At 69.8% G+C, this 21,341-nt stretch carries 23 protein-coding genes and 1 riboswitch; of the genes, 9 read left to right on the top strand and 14 right to left on the bottom strand.

The genetic code is table 11. The features are described from left to right. The first annotated feature begins 60 nt into the window (after positions 1 to 60). Positions 61 to 639 carry a DUF5655 domain-containing protein gene (locus tag ACX80I_RS11260; RefSeq protein WP_459345216.1) on the top strand — a complete coding sequence of 193 codons (579 nt, stop codon included), beginning with the start codon at positions 61 to 63 and terminating at the stop codon, positions 637 to 639. On the opposite strand, the gene ACX80I_RS11265 is transcribed toward ACX80I_RS11260, so the two are convergent. The 7 genes from ACX80I_RS11265 to ACX80I_RS11295 form a co-directional block, all read right to left on the bottom strand. Beyond that, the gene (locus tag ACX80I_RS11265; RefSeq protein ID WP_459345217.1) at positions 596 to 1,297 is read right to left on the bottom strand and encodes a PspA/IM30 family protein; all 702 of its coding nucleotides are present in this window, start codon (positions 1,295 to 1,297) and stop codon (positions 596 to 598) included. The genes ACX80I_RS11260 and ACX80I_RS11265 overlap by 44 nt on opposite strands. Positions 1,298 to 1,346: 49 nt before the next feature. Next, on the bottom strand, positions 1,347 to 1,913 hold the full coding sequence (locus tag ACX80I_RS11270; RefSeq protein ID WP_459345218.1) for a hypothetical protein: 567 nt from the start codon (positions 1,911 to 1,913) through the stop codon (positions 1,347 to 1,349). A gap of 83 nt (positions 1,914 to 1,996) precedes the next feature. Then, on the bottom strand, positions 1,997 to 2,425 hold the full coding sequence (locus ACX80I_RS11275; protein WP_459345219.1) for a heat shock protein transcriptional repressor HspR: 429 nt from the start codon (positions 2,423 to 2,425) through the stop codon (positions 1,997 to 1,999). Positions 2,426 to 2,476: 51 nt separating this feature from the next. Continuing rightward, positions 2,477 to 3,469 (bottom strand): DnaJ C-terminal domain-containing protein, encoded by a 993-nt coding sequence (locus ACX80I_RS11280; RefSeq protein ID WP_459345220.1) that lies wholly within the window; start codon positions 3,467 to 3,469, stop codon positions 2,477 to 2,479. Between the two features lie 159 nt (positions 3,470 to 3,628). Further along, entirely contained in the window at positions 3,629 to 4,291 is a 663-nt protein-coding gene (locus ACX80I_RS11285; RefSeq protein ID WP_459345221.1) for a nucleotide exchange factor GrpE, read from the bottom strand. Between the two features lie 2 nt (positions 4,292 to 4,293). Continuing rightward, positions 4,294 to 6,165 (bottom strand): molecular chaperone DnaK, encoded by a 1,872-nt coding sequence (gene dnaK / locus ACX80I_RS11290; RefSeq protein ID WP_459345222.1) that lies wholly within the window; start codon positions 6,163 to 6,165, stop codon positions 4,294 to 4,296. 139 nt (positions 6,166 to 6,304) lie between these two features. Then, positions 6,305 to 7,618, bottom strand: coding sequence for a DUF2252 domain-containing protein (locus ACX80I_RS11295; protein WP_459345223.1), 1,314 nt, complete (start codon positions 7,616 to 7,618; stop codon positions 6,305 to 6,307). Positions 7,619 to 7,747: 129 nt separating this feature from the next. Here ACX80I_RS11295 and ACX80I_RS11300 point away from each other — a divergent pair, with 129 nt between their 5' ends. Then, entirely contained in the window at positions 7,748 to 7,972 is a 225-nt protein-coding gene (locus ACX80I_RS11300) for a hypothetical protein (RefSeq protein ID WP_459345224.1), read from the top strand. A gap of 12 nt (positions 7,973 to 7,984) precedes the next feature. On the opposite strand, the gene ACX80I_RS11305 is transcribed toward ACX80I_RS11300, so the two are convergent. Together ACX80I_RS11305 and ACX80I_RS11310 are read right to left on the bottom strand one after the other, a co-directional pair. Beyond that, complete coding sequence (locus ACX80I_RS11305; protein WP_459345225.1) at positions 7,985 to 8,938, bottom strand: DMT family transporter; 954 nt, start codon at positions 8,936 to 8,938, stop codon at positions 7,985 to 7,987. Further along, positions 8,935 to 9,123: a hypothetical protein gene (locus ACX80I_RS11310; protein ID WP_459345226.1), complete on the bottom strand. Its 189-nt coding sequence runs from the start codon at positions 9,121 to 9,123 to the stop codon at positions 8,935 to 8,937. The genes ACX80I_RS11305 and ACX80I_RS11310 overlap by 4 nt, the downstream gene beginning before the upstream one ends. 240 nt (positions 9,124 to 9,363) lie before the next feature. Further along, positions 9,364 to 9,438: riboswitch (cyclic di-GMP riboswitch) on the top strand. Positions 9,439 to 9,457: 19 nt separating this feature from the next. Between ACX80I_RS11310 and ACX80I_RS11315 the strand changes: the two genes are divergently transcribed. Beyond that, a complete protein-coding gene (locus tag ACX80I_RS11315) occupies positions 9,458 to 9,598 on the top strand; it encodes a hypothetical protein (protein ID WP_459345227.1) in 141 nt (46 codons plus the stop codon). Further along, on the top strand, positions 9,591 to 10,397 hold the full coding sequence (locus tag ACX80I_RS11320; RefSeq protein WP_459345228.1) for a response regulator transcription factor: 807 nt from the start codon (positions 9,591 to 9,593) through the stop codon (positions 10,395 to 10,397). Before ACX80I_RS11315 ends, ACX80I_RS11320 begins: the two co-directional genes overlap by 8 nt. Before the next feature lie 38 nt (positions 10,398 to 10,435). On the opposite strand, the gene ACX80I_RS11325 is transcribed toward ACX80I_RS11320, so the two are convergent. The 5 genes from ACX80I_RS11325 to ACX80I_RS11345 form a co-directional block, all read right to left on the bottom strand. Then, positions 10,436 to 10,891, bottom strand: coding sequence for an Hpt domain-containing protein (locus ACX80I_RS11325; RefSeq protein ID WP_459345229.1), 456 nt, complete (start codon positions 10,889 to 10,891; stop codon positions 10,436 to 10,438). Between the two features lie 216 nt (positions 10,892 to 11,107). Then, positions 11,108 to 11,824: an AAA family ATPase gene (locus ACX80I_RS11330; RefSeq protein ID WP_459345230.1), complete on the bottom strand. Its 717-nt coding sequence runs from the start codon at positions 11,822 to 11,824 to the stop codon at positions 11,108 to 11,110. Between the two features lie 22 nt (positions 11,825 to 11,846). Then, entirely contained in the window at positions 11,847 to 13,361 is a 1,515-nt protein-coding gene (locus ACX80I_RS11335; RefSeq protein WP_459345231.1) for a HAMP domain-containing sensor histidine kinase, read from the bottom strand. Further along, on the bottom strand, positions 13,358 to 14,104 hold the full coding sequence (locus ACX80I_RS11340; protein WP_459345232.1) for a response regulator transcription factor: 747 nt from the start codon (positions 14,102 to 14,104) through the stop codon (positions 13,358 to 13,360). Before ACX80I_RS11340 ends, ACX80I_RS11335 begins: the two co-directional genes overlap by 4 nt. A 218-nt stretch (positions 14,105 to 14,322) precedes the next feature. Beyond that, entirely contained in the window at positions 14,323 to 16,509 is a 2,187-nt protein-coding gene (locus tag ACX80I_RS11345; RefSeq protein WP_459345233.1) for an MMPL family transporter, read from the bottom strand. A 98-nt stretch (positions 16,510 to 16,607) separates the two neighbouring features. On the opposite strand from ACX80I_RS11345, the gene ACX80I_RS11350 reads away from it, so the two are divergent. The 5 genes from ACX80I_RS11350 to pabB all read left to right on the top strand — a co-directional run bounded on the left by ACX80I_RS11350 (position 16,608) and on the right by pabB (position 21,174). Beyond that, on the top strand, positions 16,608 to 17,078 hold the full coding sequence (locus tag ACX80I_RS11350) for a MarR family winged helix-turn-helix transcriptional regulator (protein WP_459345234.1): 471 nt from the start codon (positions 16,608 to 16,610) through the stop codon (positions 17,076 to 17,078). Between the two features lie 28 nt (positions 17,079 to 17,106). Continuing rightward, positions 17,107 to 17,904, top strand: coding sequence for a methyltransferase domain-containing protein (locus tag ACX80I_RS11355; RefSeq protein ID WP_459345235.1), 798 nt, complete (start codon positions 17,107 to 17,109; stop codon positions 17,902 to 17,904). A 79-nt stretch (positions 17,905 to 17,983) separates the two neighbouring features. Then, positions 17,984 to 18,493, top strand: a complete 510-nt coding sequence (locus tag ACX80I_RS11360) for a low molecular weight protein-tyrosine-phosphatase (protein ID WP_459345236.1) — start codon at positions 17,984 to 17,986, stop codon at positions 18,491 to 18,493. A gap of 23 nt (positions 18,494 to 18,516) precedes the next feature. Next, entirely contained in the window at positions 18,517 to 19,134 is a 618-nt protein-coding gene (locus ACX80I_RS11365; protein ID WP_459345237.1) for a LysE family transporter, read from the top strand. Positions 19,135 to 19,137: 3 nt separating this feature from the next. Next, positions 19,138 to 21,174, top strand: coding sequence for an aminodeoxychorismate synthase component I (gene pabB / locus ACX80I_RS11370; protein ID WP_459345238.1), 2,037 nt, complete (start codon positions 19,138 to 19,140; stop codon positions 21,172 to 21,174). The last annotated feature ends 167 nt before the right edge of the window (positions 21,175 to 21,341 follow it).

The raw sequence follows: 21,341 nt of genomic DNA on the forward strand, positions 1-21,341 counted from the left end.
CAGCCACCGCTCATCGGTTGCGCCACCGGGCGGGAAGCGGGGCGCCGCTACAGTGGGGGCATGAGCGGAATGCGGAGCTGGCAGCCGATGGTGGACACGAATGCCGCGCGTCTCCTCCGCACGACGGGCCGGACGCCCGCGGAGTGGGCGACGGCGGCACGCGAGGCGGGGATCACCGGGCGCGACGAGCTGTCCCGCTGGCTGAAGGACCAGGGTGTCACCGGGTACAACCTGATGAGCGTGGACTGGGAGGTCTTCGGGCTCCCGGAGTTCTTCCTTCGAACCGCCGACGAACTCTACGACGGCCAGTACGCGGACCGGCCGCTCCTGAAACCCATCGCGGACCGGCTCCTCCTGTGGGCCGCCGAGACCCCCGGCACCGTCATCCAGATGCGCAAGACCTACGTGTCCCTGCAGACGTCGCGCCGGAAGTTCGCGCAGGTCACGCCCAGCACCAGGACCGCGGTGGACCTGTTCTTCCGCCTGGCGGTGCCGGATCTGCCAGGGCTCGAACCGGTCCGCACCAGTGATCCGTTCGCGTGGCGCATCCGGCTCCGCCGGGAGGAGGACGTCGACGACGCAGTCCTCCGGGCCCTCAGTGCTGCCCTGGAGGATAGCCTCGGGAGTTCCTCCGCTTGAGGTCCTCGAGCTCCTGCTGGGCGGCCGCCTCGGCTTCGAGCTCCTCGAAGGCCTGCTGGAGTCGCGGCGACGACGGGTCGGTCCACGACAGTTCCTCGCGTGCCTGGGCCTGCGCCTCGAAGCGCCGGACCTCGAGTTCGGCGCTGCGGCGCGCGGCGTCGATCGCCGCGGCCTCCCGCGACGAGGAGGCAAGCGCATCGTGGACGCCGATGGCCGCCTGTGCTGCCGCACGGCGGGCGCGCAGGGCGTCGTAGTCCATCGCGTTCTGCCTCACGCGCTCCTCCAGCCGCTGCACGTCGTCGTGGAGCCTGCGGGCCTGTTGCTCCGCTTCGCGCAGCTGGCCCGTGAGTGTCTCCAGGCGTCGCCGTGCGGTCATCGATTCACGGATCGCCGCGCGGGCGGCGTCGTCGTCACCGCGCTGCGCCGCGGCCGCAGCCGCCGCCTCGACCCGGTTGAGGTAGTCGGCAGCGTCATTGGCTGCCAGCCCTACGCGGTGGTGGTGGGCCGCGACGTCGGCCGCCCCGCGCCGCGCCTGGTCGAGCAGCCTGCGTTGCGCCAGCTGCGCGTCCTGCGCCTGGACGCTCGGATCCTGCTTGGACTCGGCCGCCGCGGAACGGTTGGCCTGCACGATGCGCGTGATACGGCGTCTGATCGACACGTCGGACCCCCCGGGGACTGGTTGGAAGAAGGCTACCTGGTGAAACCGATTACCAGGCCTGCCGGTTCCCGTAGCTGTCCCGCCAGGTGGTCATCGCGGAGATCTCCGTGCGCAGCCGATGCGTGGCCTGCTCGAGCTGGAGCGTGTCGATGGAGCGCGAGGTCTGGAGGAGGGAACGGCGCAGGTCGGCCGAGAGCTCATCGAGGGCATGTGCCTGTGCGGCGAGGTCCGCGGTCCATTCCTGCTTCAGCGCACGGTTGGGCTCGCGGTCCGCGGCCCGCAGGAGGTGGTCCAGCGATGCCGCTGCCTGGTCGATCTCCGCGGCGGCGCGCGGGAGGTCGCCGACGGGACGGCCCTGTGCCGTCGCCTCGGCCAGGGCCAGATGCGTCGCGCGGGAGGAGCGCTTGAGGTCACCGATGAGCCGCGCAGGCTCCCGGGTGAGTCGATCCGGTGCGTAGGCGCGTGCGGCGAGGAGACCCCGGTCCTTCGTGCGCTCGATGATCCTCGACCGCTTGACCTTCCGGACCACCAGCCAGCCGGCCACGCCCGTGCCCGCGCCCAGCGCGGTGAGTACGCCGGCACCGATCGCCAGGGCCTCGACGAAAACTTCAAACATGGGGCATCTCCGGGGTGGATTCCATCTGACCAGTCTGCCCGCGTCCCCTGACAAATTCCACCAGGGGCCGGCGTCGTGCTGACCTAGCGTGCCGTGCGGGCCGCGTCCGGTCGCCACACGACGAGCGCCTGGCTGCGCGGGCGCGGACGCTGGCCGCGGGCCAGCGTGACCACGTCGCCGGCGAGCCCGGCGGCGAAGATCCTGCTGGATTCGGCCTGGACCCGGCGCGCGGCCAGTTCGGAGGACAGCTCGGTGACGCGCGACTGCAGTGCTGACACCTGGTTCTCGAGTTCGAGGATGCGACGGATGCCCTCGAGCGACACCCCTTCCTGCGACAGCCTCTGGATCTCGCGCAGCGTGCTGACGTCCTTCGGGGAGTAGCGCCGGGCACGGCCCGGTGCCCGGCTGGGCGTCACCAGGCCCAGCCGGTCGTACTGCCGGAGCGTCTGCGGGTGCATGTCAGCGAGCTCGGCGGCCACGGAGATGACGTAGATGGGCACCGTGTGGTCCATTGCATGCCTCCTTCCGCTGCCGGTGCTCCCGGCGGTTGCTCAAATGTACTGTTACAGCCGAGCCTTCGCAGCGAGGCCGGCACGCGGATCGGCGTCCTTCGTCGCGTCCCGGAACGCCTCGACGGCGGCCTCGGCGTCCTTCGACAGATTCTGCGGGACGACGACGTCGACGGTCACCAGGAGGTCACCTGTCGCCTTCGCGGTCTTCACGCCTCGGCCCTTGAGCCGGAGGGTCCTTCCGGACGGTGTTCCGGCGGGGATCCTCATCTTCACCAGCTCACCGGTGAGGGTCGGCACGTCGATCTGCGCTCCGAGCGCCGCCTCGGGAAAGCTGACGGGCACGTGGACGCGGATGTTGTCGCCGTCGCGCGTGAAGAGCGGGTGGTCCTTCACGTGAACGGTGACCATGAGGTCACCCGGTCCGGCCTGGCCGGGTTGTCCCTTGCCCTTGACGCGCACCTTCTGCCCGTCCCGGATGCCGGCAGGGATACGCACGTCGATCTGCTCGCCCGAGGGCTCGCGGAGGCCGATCGTGGTCCCGTTGATGGACCCGCCGAACGAGATGGACGTGCTGGCGGTGCGGTCGGCGCCCTTCTGCGGACGCGTCGACTGGAAACCACCGGGGAAGCCGCTGCCACCCATGCCCCCGCTGCCGAACAGGTCGGCGAATTCGGGAGGCAGGTTGCCGTTCGAGAAGCCGGTGCGCTGGCGCGTGCCCGTGGTCTGGCCGAACAGGTTCCCGAAGATGTCCTCGAATCCGGCACCGCCTGCACCGCCGCCCGCGCCGCCCGCGGAGAACCGTGCACCGCCGCCCATCGCGCGGATGGCGTCGTACTGCTGGCGCTGCTCGGCGTCCGACAGGACGGAATACGCCTCCGATACGTCCTTGAACGTCCGCTCGGAGCCTGCATCACCCTGGTTCTGGTCGGGGTGATGCTTGCGGGCGAGCTTCCGGTAGGCCTTCTTGATATCGACGTCGGACGCATCTTTGGAGACACCGAGGATCTTGTAGAAATCCTTGTCGACCCAATCCTGACTAGCCAACTGGCGTCTCCTTTCGTAGTTCTTCCAATAGAGAGGTGAGTAAGCGGCGGGAGCCGGGGCAGTCCCCGAGGAAGGCGGCTTCAATATTCCAAGGGCCGCCAGGCCCGCAGGAATTTCGTTGCCGCCGTTCGGGGACCGTCCCGGCGCTCATGGTGCTGGTTACTCCGGAACCGCCACGATGACCTGCGCGGCCCGGAGGACGCGCTCGCCCTTGCGGTAGCCCGCACGGAGGATCTGGCTGACGCTGTCGGCCTGGACGTCCGCACTCGGCTGCTGCATGAGCGCTTCGTGGATGTTCGGGTCGAACGCGACGCCGACCTCATCGATGCGGGTGAGCTCGTACGCCTTGAGGACGTTCTCGAGCTTGCCCGCGATCGCCGCGAACGGGCCCTCGGCCAGGTCGCCGTGCTGGCGTGCGGCGTCGATGTCGTCGAGGACGGGCATCAGCGAGTTGATGACGCCGATGACCGCCTGGTCCCGGGCGACGTCGCGGTCACGCTCGACGCGCCGCCGGTAGTTCACGTACTCGGCCTGCAGGCGGAGCAGATCATCACGGAGTTCCGCGATGACCTGCTCGGTAGGGTCGGTCTCGCTGTCGGCGCCGGCCTCATTCAGGATGGCCTCGGCCTGAGCCAGGGCGTCTCCCTCGGAGGCATCACCGGTGGGGGCGGCCGGCCCTCCGGCCGCGGATTCCTCCGCGGCCGGAGCACCGGTGTCGTTCTGCTGCCCACGGACTTCGCCCGTCTCGGGGTCGATCTTCCGGTCGTCGGGTGAGCTCACCGGCTCCGACTGGTGCTCTTCTTCATTTCCGTGGTGCGGCATGGCTACTTCTTCTCGCTGGCGTCTTCGTCAACCACCTCGGCGTCGACGATGTCCTCGTCGCTGCCTGCGGAGGCTGACTGGTCATCGGCTGGGGCGCCCCCGGCGGAGCCGGCGTCCTGCTGGGCGGAGGCGTAGATCGCTTCGCCGAGCTTCGACTGGGAAGCCTGCAGTTTCTCGAAGGCCGACTTCACCTCGTCGTCGTTGTCCTGCGACTCGAGCGCCTTCTTCAGTGCGTCGACGTCGGCCTGCACATCGGTCCGGACGTCCTCGGGAAGCTTGTCCGAGTTGTCCGCGATCAGCTTGTCCACGGAGTAGGCGAGCTGCTCGGCGCCGTTGCGGGTGTCAGCGGCCTCGCGGCGCTTCTTGTCCTCGGCTGCGTGCTCCTCGGCCTCGCGCACCATGCGGTCGATGTCCTCCTTGGAGAGGGACGAGCCACCGGTGATGGTCATCGACTGCTCGGTACCCGTGCCCTTGTCCTTGGCGGACACGTGCACGATGCCGTTGGCGTCGATGTCGAAGGTGACCTCGACCTGCGGGACGCCGCGGGGGGCCGGTGCGATACCGGTCAGCTCGAAGGTGCCCAGCGGCTTGTTGTCCCGGGTGAACTCGCGCTCGCCCTGGAAGACCTGGATCGCCACGGACGGCTGGTTGTCGTCCGCCGTGGTGAAGGTCTCGCTGCGCTTGGTGGGGATGGCCGTGTTGCGCTCGATGAGCTTGGTCATCATGCCGCCCTTGGTCTCGATGCCGAGGGACAGCGGGGTGACGTCGATCAGGAGGACGTCCTTGCGCTCGCCCTTCAGGACACCGGCCTGCAGAGCGGCGCCGACGGCGACGACCTCATCGGGGTTGACGCCCTTGTTGGGCTCCTTGCCGCCTGCGAGTTCCCTCACGAGTTCGACGACGGCGGGCATGCGGGTGGAGCCACCGACGAGGACGATGTGGTCGATGTCGGCCACCTTGATGCCGGCCTCGGCGATGACGTCATGGAACGGCTTCTTGGTGCGATCCAGCAGGTCCTTGGTGAGGTCCTGGAACTTCGCGCGGGACAGGTGCTCGTCGAGGTGGACGGGACCGTCCGCCGTGACGGAGAGGTACTGCAGCGAGATGTTCGTGGACGTCGCCGAGGACAGTTCCTTCTTGGCCTGCTCGGCGGCTTCCTTCAGGCGCTGGAGGGCGATCTTGTCCTTGGACAGGTCGGCGCCCTTGGCCTTGGCCTGCGAGAGCAGGTAGTCGACGACGCGCTGGTCCCAGTCGTCGCCGCCGAGGCGGTTGTCACCGGCGGTCGAGCGGACCTGGATGGTGGAGAAGGCGTCCTCGTCCTTGCCGACTTCGAGGAGCGAGACGTCGAACGTTCCGCCGCCGAGGTCGAACACGAGGATCAGCTCGTCTTCCTTGCCCTTGTCGAGGCCGTAGGCGAGAGCTGCCGCGGTGGGCTCGTTGACGATGCGCAGGACCTTCAGGCCCGCGACCTCGCCCGCCTCCTTGGTGGCCTGGCGCTCGGCGTCGTTGAAGTACGCGGGGACGGTGATCACGGCGTCGGTGACCTTCTCGCCGAGGTAGCTCTCGGCGTCCGTCTTGAGCTTCTGGAGGATACGCGCGGAGATCTCCTGCGGCGTGTACTTCTTGTCGTCGATGGCGACGCTCCAGTCGGTGCCCATGTGGCGCTTGACCGACGAGATGGTGCGGTCGATGTTGTTGACGGCCTGGCGCTTGGCGATCTCGCCGACCAGGACCTCGCCGGACTTGGAGAAAGCGACGATCGACGGCGTGGTGCGTGCGCCCTCGGCGTTCGCGATGACGGTGGGTTCGCCACCTTCGAGAACCGAGACGACCGAGTTGGTGGTTCCGAGGTCAATACCTACTGCACGTGACATGCAATTTCCTTTCGACTGCCCGGGATTTGCGAGGCGCTCATCCGCCGGGCGCGTAGATTGAGCGTTCTGCACTCAAGTATAGGCGCAGGGCGTCACAGGTCAAAATGAAGTTGAGTCTGACAGACTCAACTTCTTCTGTTCAAGCTGCCGGCACCGCGGTGATGAGCCCCTCGCGGAAGGCGTCGACGAAGAGGGCGTGGTCCTGCCGCACGGTATCGGCGTAGGTCTCGCCGAAGTCGGTGATGTCCTCGATGAACTCGTCCCGCGAGGGGTCGACGGCGGCCAGGATGGCCGTCTCGGTGCGGAACGGCACCAGGTCGTGGTCGCTGTCCTCGTCCGTCGAGCAGTGGATCTTCGCCGTCGCCTTCCCGAGGGCCTCGAGGACGGGCTTCATCTGCTCGGGCTCGATGAGGTCGTCCCAGGACAGGTCCCGCTTGTACGGCGAGAGCTCGGAGACCACGAACGAGACGCCCCCGATGCTCGTGTAGCCGAGGAACGGATCGGTGTGCGGCTGCAGCGACCGCTGGCTGATGACGGCGCGGTGTCCGTCGTCCGTGAAGTAGCTGCGGACCCGCTCGTCCTGGACGATCCGGCTCGGCGCGGCGACGGTCGACTGCTTCATCGTCAGGATGATGTCGTTCTCCTGCGCCTCGTCGAACCCCTCGATGAGCACGTTGTAGGTCGGCAGCCCGGCGCTGCCGATCCCGAAGCCCTTCTTGCCGACGATGCCCTTGACCCGGTAGAACACGCGACGGCGCGATCGCCCGCTGTCGGGAATGGTTTCGAGGTAGCGCTCGAACGCGTCCGCCACCTCGGCGCGCTCCTCGTCGTCGAGGATCCGGATGGATCCGTCGTCACGGAACCGGCGCTCGTAGCCCTCGATCGAGGTCAGCGAGTCGAGCAGCCCTGTCCGCCGCGCCGCTCGGGCCTCCTGCAGCACCGTGTGGATGGTGCCCTCGGTGTTGTCCAGCCGAAAGGCGAAGGCCGACTGCTCGTCCTCCACATAGTCCTCGACGGCACCGAGATAGGCATTGAGATAGGTGTGCGCCAGATCGCGCACCGTCCGGGTCGGCAGGGCCTTCTGCCAGCAGAGCAGGGTCAGCGAGGCGACGAAACGGCGCAGGTCCCAGGAGAAGTGGCCCACGTAGGCCTCGTCGAAGTCGTTGACGTCGAACGTCAGCCGCCCCTCATTGCTCATGTAGGTGCCGAAGTTCTCGGCGTGCAGGTCGCCGTGGATCCAGACCCGCCCCGTGCGCTCGTCCGCCCACCGGTCGTCGAGTTCCCCCATGTCGGTGTAGAACAGCGACGCACTGCCGCGGTAGAAGGCGTAGGGGTCCGCCGCCATCTTGCGGAAACGTGCGCGGAAGGCGAGCGGATCCGCGCCCATCAGGTCCTGGTGGGCCTCGACGAGGGTGCTGACGATGTGCTGCTGACGCGGGTCTGGGGCGGTCATCCGCCCACGGTACGCGCAGCCGCAGAACCGGCATACCCCTGCGCCCTGATCTGCGCCCCTGTCTGCGGCGGCCACCTGCGGCCGGCCCGGCGGTGCACACTCGGACAGGACCGATGGCATACTTCCGGCATGGACCTTGAACAGTGGTGGACGGCCGTGATGCCCCGGACGCGGGACTGGCTCATCGAGAACAACGGGAGTGCCCTGACGCCGGAGGTGGCCGCCGACATCAGCCGTGCCGGCGGCCTGATCGCGTCCGACTCGTGGTGGATGGGCGAGCGCGGGCCCGACGGCCTCTTCCTCTCCGACGCGGCGATCGACTGGATCGAGGAACGGGCGAACGGCGAGCAGTAGGGCGAGCAGTAGTCAGGTGGACGCGCCGAGGGACGGTTGCCGGCTCTCCTCCCGTTGCTGATCCGCCTGCCGGACCGCGGCATTGGTCGGGGCGACGGCGAGGATCAGCAGCGCTCCGCCGATGATGCCCAGGCCGATCCATCCTGCGGCGGCGAGCCGTTCACCGACGATGACGACGGCGAGGACCGCCGCGATCGCCGGTTCCGTGAGGGTCATGGTGGTGGCGGTACTCGCGGAGATACGGGTGAGGCCGAACCCGAACAGCAGGTAGCCGAGGAACATCGGCACCAGCGCCATGTAGGCCGCGACCAGGAACGCCTCCGTGGTGGCGACGAGCGGGGCGCCGGTGATGAGGAGGACCGGCATCAGCAGGAGCCCTCCCCCGCCGAAGACGGCCCCCATCGAGGCGGCCCGGCTGGTCCGGCGGGTCATGAGGCGATGGACCGCCCACGAGTAGGTGGCGTAGGTGCCTCCCGCTATCAGGCCCAGCCCCGTGCCGATGACGGTCCCGGCGGCGTCCCCGGCCGGGCCCTGCATCTTCGACAGGCACAGCAGCGCGCTGCCCAGGACACCGAGCCCCGCGGCCAGCATCCACCACCGGCTCAGCGGGTGGCGGTCGATGAGCCGCTCGAGGACTCCGGAGGCCAGTGGCGCGGAGGCCAGGGACACCACCGAGCCGACGGCGACTCCGGCGTAGTGCATGGAGCTGTAGAACGCGAGGGGATAGATCCCCACCGCCACCGCGCCCAGGAGTACTGTCGGCAGGTTCGCCCGCAGCGCCGGGAGGGCAGCCCTCAGCGCCGGGAGGGCGATGAGGGCCTGCAGCAGGCCGCCGATGCCCAGAGCGGCGGCTCCGATCGCCAGGGGGCCGGCGCCCGGGGCGAAGGTCGCGGCAGTTCCCGTCGTCCCCCAGAGCAGGGACGTGGCACCGATGGCACCGAGGCCGACGAACCGGTTCCGGTTCACAGGGAACCGGCGAGTCCGCGGGCGACGGCCCTGGCACGCTCGAGGCGGTCCGGCCGGCCTTCGAGGTCCGCCCGGCTCATCGCCCCCTCGAGCAGGAACGTGCATCGAGGTACGCCGTCGGCGGAGAACAACCTCGACGCCGCACCCAGCGACCGCTCCCGCGCCGATCCCGTAGTCCCCTGCATTCGATCCCTTCCGGCCTGGGTAGACCAGTCTACCCAGGCCGCTGGCGGAAGGAGGGGGGAGGTCGGCATCCCCCAGTTCTACGGAGCGGCCCTGTGGCTGCCGTGTGCCGCTCTTATGTCGGGGCTGTGAGCCGCCCGCGGTGCCCCGGAGGACGAGCATCATTGCGGGTGCAATGGCACCACGGGCAAGGGGTAGACGTGCTCCCGCAGGTTGCTAAAATCATCGGGCGGGCAGCCGCTCGTCGATAAAGGCAAACCCGGTGTGAGCCGGGGACGCAAAGCCACGGGACCCACGAGGTCAGCCGGGCCGCCGAAGAGAACAGGTCCAGAGAATATGCCTCGGACACGCAAATCCATCAGCGTCGCCTCCACCATGGCCGCAGCAGCCGGCTACCGTGCCCTCGCACAGGCATCGCCGGCCGATCCACCGGGCGCAGCGCTCCAGCACCATGGGGAAGCATCAGGCCATGAGTAGCTCGAGCGATCGCCGTGCCGCCGTCGTCATCGAGGACGATCTCGACATCCGCAACCTCGTCTCCGCCGTCCTCGAGCAGGGTGGCTTCCAGGTCACCGGCGCGACCACGGGGCGCGAGGGCGTGGACGTGGTCCGCCAGGAACACCCCGTCGTGGTGACGCTGGACATCGGGCTGCCCGACATCGACGGGTACGAGGTCCTGCGGCGGATCCGCTCCACCAGCGACTGCTACGTGGTGGTCCTGAGCGGACGCACGGACGAGACGGACATCCTCACGGCCCTCCAGGCGGGCGCCGATGACTACATCCTGAAGCCGTTCCGGCCCCGCGAACTGAGGGCGCGCATCGACGCGATGCTGCGCCGGCCGCGTATCGCCCAGCACGCACACTCGACGCCTGCGCCGCCGGCTCCCGTCGCCGCCACCCCCTCGGCGGAGACCGGAGCCGGGACGTCGTCGGACCGTCTCCTGCGGAACGGCAGCCTGGTGGTGGACGGCGAGACCCGCACCGCGACCTGTTCGGGCATCGAGCTGCCGCTCACGAAGACGGAGTTCAACCTGCTGCACGAACTGATGCGCAGCAACGGTGCCGTGCGGACCAAGGAGGACCTGGTGCGCGTCTCCCGTGGCCGGGACTACCGCGGGTACAACTTCGTGAGCCGGACCGACGAACGGGCCATCGAGGTGCACATCGCCAACCTCCGCCAGAAGCTGGCCCGCGCCGACGGGAATCCGGAGCTCATCATCACGGTCCGCGGTGTCGGGTTCCGGATCCTGCCCGGGCAGGCCCGGTCGCGTTAGCGCCCCGCCGTCGGACGGGGTGTCGGGTCGGTCGTCGGTCAGGGACGTCCCGGATAGATCTCCTGCAGTTCGCGGATAGTGTCGTCGGCGCACGCCCGGAGGAGTGCCACCGACCGCTGCGCGGCCTCGAGGTCATCGGCCACGATGAGCCGCTGCGTCGCGATCGCGGCATGGGTGAGGCGGGTGGCGCCCACCATCGCCGCCGACGTCGAGAGGCTCAGGACGGCATCCTCGGCGCGGGGTGCATCGCCTTCGCCGACACGGAGGTCCAGCCGGTCGAGCTTCCCCACCAGGGTCTGCGCGAAGTCCCGGGCGAACCGCTCGACGACGGACGTGCCCGGGAAGTCCCGTTCCATGTCCCGGAGGATGGCAGGATCGAGGAGCGGTGCGGCCTTCCCGGGCGCGTTCGGAGCCGGGACGGCGTCGTTGCGCGAGGCTATCGTCCCGCCGTCCTGGCGCTGGCCAGGACGTGGCGGAGTCGGATGGGTGGGCACACTCCCAAGGGTAGCGACGGTCCGTACCCGTGGTGCTGCATCCACAGGTTCTTGCGCAAAGCTTGCGGAAGGACGGCGCAGGTGCCGCGAGAGGCTCGCGGGCATCCGCCCGTTCAGCCCCCGTCGTCGGCCAGGGCCTCCGTCCGCCGGATCGCCTGTCCCCGGCGGCGGTGATGGCAGCGGGAACGAGGAGCGGTGGGCGGGGCACCGTGTCCTTCAGGTTCGGCTGGTGAGATCCACCTCGACCCTCGCGGGTGTTGCTCTGCCGCCGCCATGCATTCCTGTACGGGAGGATGCAGCCGAACGGGCCGGCGTCGGAACGCGCGGAAGCCGGCTGAGGACCTCCTCGAGATCGTCGAGGACGGCGAGGAGCGGCGCGTCCGCAGCGATCCGGTGGAAGGAGGCCTGCTCGGGGAGCCCGAGATAGCCGTCCCGGTAGGCACGCAGGTCCTCGATGGTCTCGGTATCGGTGCCGCGTGCCACGATGCGGCGGTACGCCTCCTCGGGGCTGACATCGAGGAACACCACAGCGTCGACGGCCGGAAGCAGGCGCGTCATGGCCGCCACGAAGCGGCCGCGGCCCAGCCCGCGTGCGGCGCGCAGCGCCTGCTGGCAGTGCAGGTGCCGGTCCAGGATGACGACGCCCTCGAACGTCCGTGACCGGAGGTGGTTCGAGATCACATGAACCGATCTGATGACGGACTCCGCGAGGTCCAGGACCTGGGGCGGAACGGAGACGCCCGTCCTCTCGAGCCAGGACGTCATGGTGCGCCGTCCCGAGTGGTTGGCGAGGACGAGCGTCGGCGTGGTCGGCCCGAGGAGCCGGCTGAGGGCGCGGGCCGCCGTCGTCTTGCCGGCACCGTCGATACCCACGAGGACGACTACACGGCGGGCGGAGGAGCGGGATCCGGGGCGCATTGCTGACATGGTCATACTCCACTTGTAGTCGGCGAACCTAGGAATGCTCTTGGTCCGGGTCGTGACCAGCCTGTGAGACCGGGAGGTCCACGCGGAACCGCGTGCATCCCGGCTCGCTGGTCACACTGATGCTCCCGCCGTTCGCCTCGACGAGCGCCTGCACGATCGCGAGTCCGAGGCCCGTGCTGCCCGCGCTCGCGGACCGCGCTGCGTCCCCCCGGCTGAACCGGGTGAAGATGGTGCCGAGGAAGGCCGGATCGATGCCCGGACCCGAATCCGTGACGGTGATGCTCGCGCTCCCCTCCCCCACTGCGAGGGCTGTGGAGATTCCCGTGCCCGGCGGCGTGTGCTTGTGCGCATTGGAGAGCAGGTTGATGAGCACCTGGCGGAGCTCGGCCTCGACGGCCCGCACCTCGACGGGCTCGTCCGGCAGGTCCAGGCTCCAGGTGTGGCCCGGTGCGGACACCTGCGCATCGCTCGTCGTCTCGATCACGAGTTCGGTGAGGTCGACGTCGGATGCCTCGCCGCGCTGGCCCTCGTCGAGGCGCGCGAGCAGCAGGAGGTCCTCGACGAGGGACGACATGCGCTTCGACTCGCTGTCCACGCGTTCGAGCGCTGACCGTCCGGACGGGCTCACGGCCTCGCTCATGAGCACCAGCTCGGTGTAGCCGCGGATGGAGGTGAGGGGGGTGCGGAGTTCGTGGCTCGCGTCCGCCACGAACTGCCGCACCTTCAGCTCGCTCGCATGGCGTTCCCGCAGGGCGCACGTGACGTGGTCGATCATCTCGTTCAGGGCCAGCCCTACGGTGCCGACCTCCGTGCCGGGCTGGGCTGCGGCAGGGGGGACCCGTACGGGGATGGCCACTTCGCCGGAGGACAGGGGAAGCTGCGAGACGGACGTCGCCACAGCAGACAGTTCCTCGAGGGGGCGCAGTGACCGGCGGATGATCACGGTTCCGGCGAGCCCGGTCAGCGCCAGTCCGGCCAGCGAGAGCCCCGCCACGGTGAGGTCAAGGGAGACGAGGGTGCTGTCGCGCTCGGTGGTGGACAGGCCGGTGACGAGCACGGAGCCGTCGGGGGTGAGGCCGCTGGGCAGGGCCGCGGCATCGACGCGGTAGTGCCCGCTCGAGAGCTCCAGTTCCGCGGGTCCACTGCCGGGATCGACGGCCGCGAGCACGTCGAGGTCGGCGTGGGTGAGCGGTTCCGTGGTGCCGTCGTCCTGCACCAGCGCGGAGTTCTGCGCCTCGCCATCAGAGAAGACGGCGTTGAGCGTGCCCGGTCGCTGGCCTGCCGCGTTCTCCGGATCCACGTTCCGGAAGGGCCGGTCGCCGTCGCCGAATGGACGCCCGCCGGGGAAACCGGCGCGCCCGGCGGCGGGCGTGAGCGCGTCGTCGAGCTGCCCCGTGAGGTAGCTGCACATGGCGAGGTGGCTGAGGACGCCGATGGCCACGCAGATCGCCGTGAGCAGTGCGAGGGTCGCCAGGATCAGCTTCGTGCGGAGGTGCAGCGGACGGCGTCCCGGTCGGGGGCCCGCGGGATGCGGAGGGGTCACGGAGCCGCGGGTTTGAGCACGTACCCGGCGCCGCGGACGGTGTGGATCATGGGAGTGCGCCCGGCGTCGATCTTCTTGCGGAGGTAGGAGATGTACAGCTCGACGATGTTCGCCTGGCCACCGAAGTCGTAGTTCCACACGTTGTCGAGGATCTGCGACTTGCTGACCACGCAGCGCGGGTTCTCCATGAGGTAGCGCAACAGCTCCCACTGGGTGGAGGTCAGGGCGATGTCCTCTCCCTTACGGGTGACTTCGCGCGTGTCGACGTTCATCACGAGGTCCCCGACCACCAGTTCCGCGGAATCCGACGCCGCGACGCCGGAGCGCTGGACGAGGCGGTGGAGGCGCAGCAGAAGCTCCTCCATGCTGAAGGGCTTCGTGACGTAGTCGTCGCCGCCGGCCGAGAGCCCGGAGATGCGGTCCTGCACGGCGTCCTTCGCGGTGAGGAACAGGGCAGGGACATTCGGTGCGAACGTGCGGATCCTCCTGAGCGCCTCGATGCCGTCGACGCCGGGCATCATGACGTCGAGGACCAGGACGTCGGGGCGGAAGGTCCGCGCCGCGGACACGGCTGCGGCGCCGTCACCGGCCGTCGTCACGCTCCAGCCCGCCATCCGAAGGCCCATGCTGACGAGTTCCGCGAGGCTCGTCTCGTCGTCGACGACGAGGGCCCGGATCGGGCTGCCGTCGGGGTGTGCAAGGCGCGGCAGGTTGTCGGTCATGGAGTGGGAGGCGTCGGCCATCGGTCTTCCTGGTGTCTTGCGGGAGTACCGGCCGGAGCCGGAGTGGATTGCAGGCGGAGCGCTGCGGTCCAGTATCCCGTACGGGTCCTGCTGGGTTCCCCTACCTTCCCTCGCCGACTTGGGCCCCCGCTTTCCAGAACCTGTGCAGTTGCTGTGCAGGAAGCTTTCAGGAGGAGACGGGCGAAAGGACCGCCGGCAGGGTCCTTCTGCGTACTGCGCTACCGCGCCGACGGCACCGCGCCCAGCTTCGAGGGCCACCAGATCCTCGGACCGATGTCGTACGCCAGTGCGGGAATCAGCAGCGAGCGCACCAGCACGGTGTCCAGCAGGACACCGAACGCGACGATGAAGGCGATCTGCGCGAGGAAGAGGATCGGGATCACGCCGAGCGCCGCGAAGGTCGCCGCCAGCACCACGCCGGCGGAGGTGATCACGCCTCCGGTCACCCCCAGTCCGCGGAGGATCCCCGGCCGCGTACCGATCCGGAGCGATTCCTCCCGCACCCGCGTCATGAGGAAGATGTTGTAGTCCACGCCGAGTGCCACCAGGAACACGAAGGCGAAGAGCGGCACCGATGCGTCCGCGCCCTCGAACCCGAAGACGCCGTTGAACACCAGCGCGGAGACGCCCAGGGCCGTCGCGTTCGAGAGGGCGACGCTGGCCACGAGGAGCACCGGCGCGAGGATGGACCGCAACAGGACGACCAGCACTCCGAGGATGACGAGCAGCACGATCGGGATGATCTTCCCGAGGTCCGCCAGTGCGGTGTCATTGGTATCCACCGCCACCGCCGTGACTCCCCCTACCAAGGCATCCGGGCCGGCGTCGTCGAGGGCGGTCCGCAGGTCACGGACGACGTCCTCGGCCCGGTCCGAATCCGCCTGGTATTCGAGCGTCCCGCTGATGAGCACCCGCCCGTCCTCGACGACGGCGGCGCCACCGGGGTCCGTGGTCAGCGCGGCATCGGAGACGCCCTCCTGCGCGGACACGACGGCGAGCGCGGCGTCGGCATCGGCCTCCGGTGCGACGACGTAGACCGGGCTGCCGGACCCGGCGTCGAAGTGGCGGCCGAGCGCCTCCTGACCGTCGACCGCGTTCGACGGCGCCAGGATCAGGGCCGACTGCGGCACCCCACCGGCCTGCAGCTGGGTCAGTCCGAGGGCCCCGGCCACCAGGAGCAGCAGCGAGGCGATCCACAGGACGCGGGGGCGGCGGGCCACCAGCAGGGCAACCCTCCGCCACAGGCCTCGGACCTGCTCGAGTCCCCTGTCGGGTGCGGCGTCGGGTCCGGCGTCGGGTACGGCGTCGGGTACGGCGTCGTCTCCGGCGGCTGCCGCATGCCTGCCCCCGGGGGCGGCGGCCGCGGTCCGAGGACGGTAGCGCGGCCGCAGCGGCCAGAAAGCGCCCCTGCCGAAGAGGAGCAGGAGGGCCGGGAGGAACGTGAGTGCTGCGCCGAGCGAGAAGGCGATGCCGATCGCGGCGATCGGTCCGAGGCTCCGGTTCGAGTTGAGATCCGAGAAGAGCAGGCACAGCAGCCCGAGGATCACCGTGGCACCGGACGCGAGGATCGGCGCCACCGACGTCCGGTAGGCCACGCGCATCGCGTCCCACTTCAGCTCGTGCTCCGCCAGCGCTTCGCGGAAGCGTGCGACGAGCAGCAGCGCGTAGTCCGTGGCCGCGCCGATCACGAGGATCGACAGGATGCCCTGGCTCTGGCCGGTCAGCTGGATCACATCGAGCTTCGCGAAGGCGAAGACCAGCAGGATCGACGTCGCGAGCGCGAACACCGAGGTCAGGAGGACCAGGAACGGGAGGACGACGGAGCGGTAGACGGCCAGCAGGATGACGAACACGGCTCCGAGCGCCACGCCGAGCAGGATCCCGTCGATGCCGCCGAACGCATCCACCAGGTCGTTAGTGAAGCCTGCCGGTCCGGTGACGTATCCCGTCACGCCGTCGGGCAGTTCGTCCGCCAGGACCGCCCGCAGGTCTCCGACGACGTCGGCGAGTTCGGCGTCGGCCGAGACGAAGGCGATGTACTGCACCGCGAGACCGTCCTCGGACGGCACGGGCCCGGCGACGGCGGGCGCTCCGGCGGCCGGCGGTTCGAGTCCCTCCACCTTGCCCAGCTCCACCCCGATCTCCTCGTACAGGCCGAGGTTCCGCGGCTCGATGGCCGTGTCCGATTCGGCGACGATCACGCCAGGGATGGCATCCGAGTCGCTGAACCGCTGCTGCAGCTCGCCCGCCTCGGTGGATTCGGCGCTCGCGGGCAGGAAGGACGCCGCGTCGTTGCTGGAGACCTCGTCGAGCCGCCCGAAGGTCGGGCCGCCCACGGCCGCGCCCACCAGCCAGATCAGCACGACGACAACGGGCAGCAGCACCCTCAACCAGCTGTTCCTCATGACGCTCTCCACTCTTCGAAATTATCTCTGCGATAAAGTATATCCATGGTGGAGATAATAGGAACCGACCTAAACTGGAGGAAAAGGAGGCGGGACCCATGGCGACGAAGGACGAACTCCTGGCACTCCTGCGGCAGTTCACCATCGAGACGGACCGCTACGTCGAGGCCGCCAGCGAGCGCGACAGCCTCTACCGCACCGACCTCCAGGCCCTGGGCATCATGATGGGCGCGGCCAGCGCCGGGCTCACCGTCACCCCGGGGTTGCTCCGGGAGGAGCTGAACCTGAGCTCGCCGGCCACCACGGCGCTCGTCGACCGCCTCGATTCCGCAGGCCATGTCACGCGCCGCCGCAGCGACGTCGACCGCCGGCAGGTGCACCTGGAGATGACCGAGAAGGCGCGCGCCACCGGCGCGATGCTGTTCGCCCCGCTCGCCCGCCACATCAGCGGCGTGTTCGACCAGTACTCGGACGAGCAGCTCGCCCTGCTGCTCGACATGATGCGGAAAATAACCGACGCGACGGTTGCCGCCAAGAATGAGGCGCAGGACGACGTCGGTGCTGGCTGAGGCCCCTGCTCCGGGTTAGCCTTCCGGAATGAACGATGAGGTCTATTCCCACGGACACCACCCGAGCGTGACCACGGCGCACGCGGCGCGGACGGTCGCGTCCTCGGCCGCCTACCTCGAGCCCTACCTGGAGGCGGGCATGGACCTGCTGGACATCGGGTGCGGCCCCGGGAGCATCACCGCAGGGTTCGCTGACATCGTGGCACCGGGGTCGGTGATCGGCATCGACAGCTCGGCGGACGTCGTCGCCCAGGCGGCCGAGACGCACCGGGACCTCGCGAACGTGGAATTCCGTGAGGGGAACGTCTACGACCTCGACTTCGCGGACGAGTCCTTCGATGTCGTCCATGCGCACCAGCTCCTCCAGCACGTCGCCGACCCGGTGGCCGCGCTCCGCGAGATGCGGCGTGTGGTGCGTCCCGGCGGCATCGTCGCCGCGCGTGACGCCGACTTCGGGGCCATGGCCTGGCATCCGGCGGTCGAGGAACTGGAGGAGTGGAGGACGCTGTACCGCGACCTGGCCCGCGGCAACCGCGGCGAGCCGGATGCGGGACGGAGGCTGCCGGGCTGGGCGTCCGCCGCCGGCTTCGCGCACGTGGAGGTGTCGTCGTCGAACTGGACCTACGCCACCCCCGAGGAGCGCCGCTTCCACGCCGGGTCCTGGGCGGATCGCGTCCTGCACTCGGCCTTCGCGGAGCAGACCCTCGACCGCGGGCTCGCCGACCAGCAGACGCTCGAGCGCCTCGCCGAGGGCTGGCGCAGGTGGGCGCGGATGGACGCCGCCGTGTTCCTCATGCCGAGCGTCGAGATCCTCGCGCGGGACTGAGCGCGGGCCCCCGGTCGGGCGGCGATCGCCCCGCCCGGGCAGTAGGTGCAAGCGCGGGATCCGCGGCTAGGCTGGCGGGATGTACCGCATCGTCACCGTCTGCACCGGCAACATCTGCCGCTCCCCCATGGCCGAGCTCATGCTGACCCACGCCTTCGCGAAGGCCGGCATGGCAGGCGACGTCGTCGTGGATTCCGCGGGCACCACCGACTGGGAGGCGGGCCGCCCCATCGACGAGCGCGCGGCGACGAAGCTGACCGAACTCGGGATCGAGAGCCACCTGCACCGGGCCCGCCGTTTCGAACCGGGCTGGTACCGCGAGCGGCACCTCATCCTCGCCCTCGACCTGGACCACTACCGCCAGCTGCGGTCGGAAGCGCCGGACGACGACGCCCGTGACAGGATCCACCTGCTACGCGAGTTCGATCCCTCGACGACGGACACCGACCTCGAGGAGCTGGGCATCTACGACCCCTGGTACGGCGACGCGAGCGACTTCGACGCCACCTGGCGGATGGTCGACGGCGCGGTGGACGGCGTCGTCCGCTACGTCAGCAACGAGCTCGACGCCGACGGTTCGGACGGCTGACCCGCGGCGCTTACCATGAACGGGTGAATCCCTCCCTCTGGCTGGCGCTGCTCGGCGCCGGAACGCTGATCAGCTTCGTTCCCGGCGCCGGTGCCGTGAACACCATGAGCAATGCCCTGACGGTCGGCTTCCGCCGTTCCATCTGGGGCATCCTCGGGCAGCAGGCCGCGTTGCTCGTGCACATCGGTATCGCCGCGGCCGGCGTCGGGATCCTCGTCGCCAACTCACCCCTCGCCTTCAACCTCATCCGGTACTCGGGCGCTGCCTACCTCGCGTACCTCGGCGTGCGGAAGTTCCTCCAGAAGCCCGAGCACAGCGACATCCGTGCACTGCAGGGCGACGAGGGCGTCCTCTCGATGTTCCGGCGCGGCGTCTGGGTCAACCTGCTCAACCCGAAGGCCATCGTGTTCTTCCTCGCCCTCATCCCGCAGTTCATCCGGCCGGAGGAACCGCTGCCCGCCCAGTACGGAGTGCTCGCCGCGACCGTCATCGGCATCGACGTCCTGGTCATGTGGTTCTTCTACGCCGGAACCGCGCGCTCCTTCCGCCGCTTCACGCAGGACGACCGCGGGCAGGTCCTCCTGAACCGCACCTTCGGTTCCCTCTTCGTCGGCGTCGGCGCGCTGCTCGCCCTGGCCTGAGCCGTGCCTGCCGAGACACCCCTGCTCATCGCGATCGACGGCCGCTCCGGTGCCGGCAAGACCACCCTCGCCGTGGAACTCGCGGCACTCCTCCGCGAGCACCACACCGTCACCCTCTTCCACCTCGAGGAGATCTACCCCGGGTGGGACGGGCTCGATGACGGCATAGCCCGCTACGTCGACCAGGTGGTCCGCCCCCTGAAGGCGGGACGGTCCGCACGATGGAACGCCTGGGACTGGAAGGAGGGCCGGGACGGGCCCGAGCGCACGACGCCGGCCGCCGAGATCGTCCTCCTCGAAGGAGTCGGCGCCGCGGCCGCCGCTGCCCGCGCCCACCTGGACGTCGTTCTCTGGGTGGAGGCCGACGAGGAGATCCGGCGCCGCTCCGCCCTCGAGCGCGACGGCGAGACCTACGCGCCCTTCTGGCAGCGCTGGGCGGACCAGGAATCGGCATGGCTGGCCGCCGACGATCCGTGCGCCGCCGCCGACGTCGTCGTGCAGGGCCACAACGGCCCGCAGCCCCGCGCGATCCGGCTCGCGCTCACCGCCCTACCCGCCTGCGCCGCCCTGATGGCGCCGGAGCGTGCGGGACGGCGCGGGCTCACGGTCGACTGCGAGGGCATCGACGCGGTCCCGGACCCCGCCGCACTCTTCTCCGCGCTGTACGGCAGCGCCCCCGCCGCCGCATGGCTCGACAGCTCCGACGCCGGCACCGCCCCCACCACCGGGGGCCGCAGCAGGTTCAGCATCCTGGCCGATGCCGGCGGCGTCTTCGGGCAGCAGGCACTGCACCAGGCCGGAATCACGGAGGTCACCGCCGGAGCAGTGACCACCCGCATCCGCGAGCCCTTCTTCCGGTGGCTCGAGGACGTCTGGGGGCGCAGGGCCGTCCGGAGGCCCCAGGTGCCCGGATGCGAGTTCGGGCTCGGGTGGCTGGGCTACCTCGGGTACGAGCTGAAGCGGGAGACGGGGGGCTCGGACTCCGAGCAGGCCGGCGATGCCCTGCCCGACGCCGCGCTCCTCTTCGCAGGCCGCGCCGTCGTCATCGACCACGACCACGGCGCCGTCTTCCTGCTGTCCCTCTCGGACGGGCGGCCGGATCCGGAACGCGACGCCTGGCTGCGGCAGGCACGGGACGCCGTCGCGGCGCCGCCCCCCGCTCCGCCGTCGCCCCCGCTGGGCGTACCCCCCTTCGCCGTCCGCGACTCGCGCGAGGAGTACCTCGGCAAGGTCCGCCGGGCGCAGGACGAGATCGCGGAGGGGAACACCTACGAGGTGTGCCTGACGACGTCGCTGTCCGCCCGCGTGGAACGGGCCGACCCGCTCTCCGCGTACCTCCGCCTGCGCGCCGCGAGTCCCGCGCCGTTCGCCCACTTCCTCCGCTTCCCGGGCTTCGCCATCGCGAGCACCTCGCCCGAGCGTTTCCTGGAACTCACCGCCGACGGCCGGATGCGGGCGGAACCGATCAAGGGGACCCGGGGCCGCTCGGCCGACCCGGACGCCGACGCCGCGCTCGCCGAGGACCTCAGGACCTCGGAGAAGGACCGCGCGGAGAACATCATGATCGTGGACCTCCTCCGCAACGACCTCTCCCACCATGCAGTGCCGGGCTCGGTGACGGTCAGCAGGTTGTGCGCCATCGAGACCTATGCCACCGTGCACCAGATGGTCAGCACGATCGACGCCCGGCTGCGGCCCGGAAGCGCCCGCGCAGGCGTCATCGCGTCGGCATTCCCCGCCGGCTCGATGACCGGCGCGCCCAAGATCAGCACCATGGCCATCCTCGACCGCCTCGAGGGAGCCCCCCGCGGCCCGTACTCCGGAGCCGCGGGCTACTTCAGCCTCACCGGCGCCGCCGACCTCGCCGTCGTCATCCGCACCCTGGTCCTGCAGGACGACGACGAAGGCACCCGCCTGACGCTCGGCGTCGGCGGGGCGATCACCGCCGACTCCGACCCGGCGGAGGAGTGGGACGAGGTGCGCGTCAAGGCCCGCGGTGTCCTGTCGGCGCTGGGGGCCACCTTCCCCGCCCCCGACTGAGGCCGGTTCCACGGATATCCGTCCGATGCTTGTGCGAGGTCTCCTCCGTCCCCTACAGTGGTCCGAAATAATGAATGCCATTCATTTTAGGTCCCCGGCAGATCGGTCTGCCATGCGGCGGACCTCCGGCCCCGCGAAGGAATTCCCGTGAACTCCGTACGATCCCC

It is taken from the genome of Arthrobacter rhamnosi (assembly GCF_054510855.1).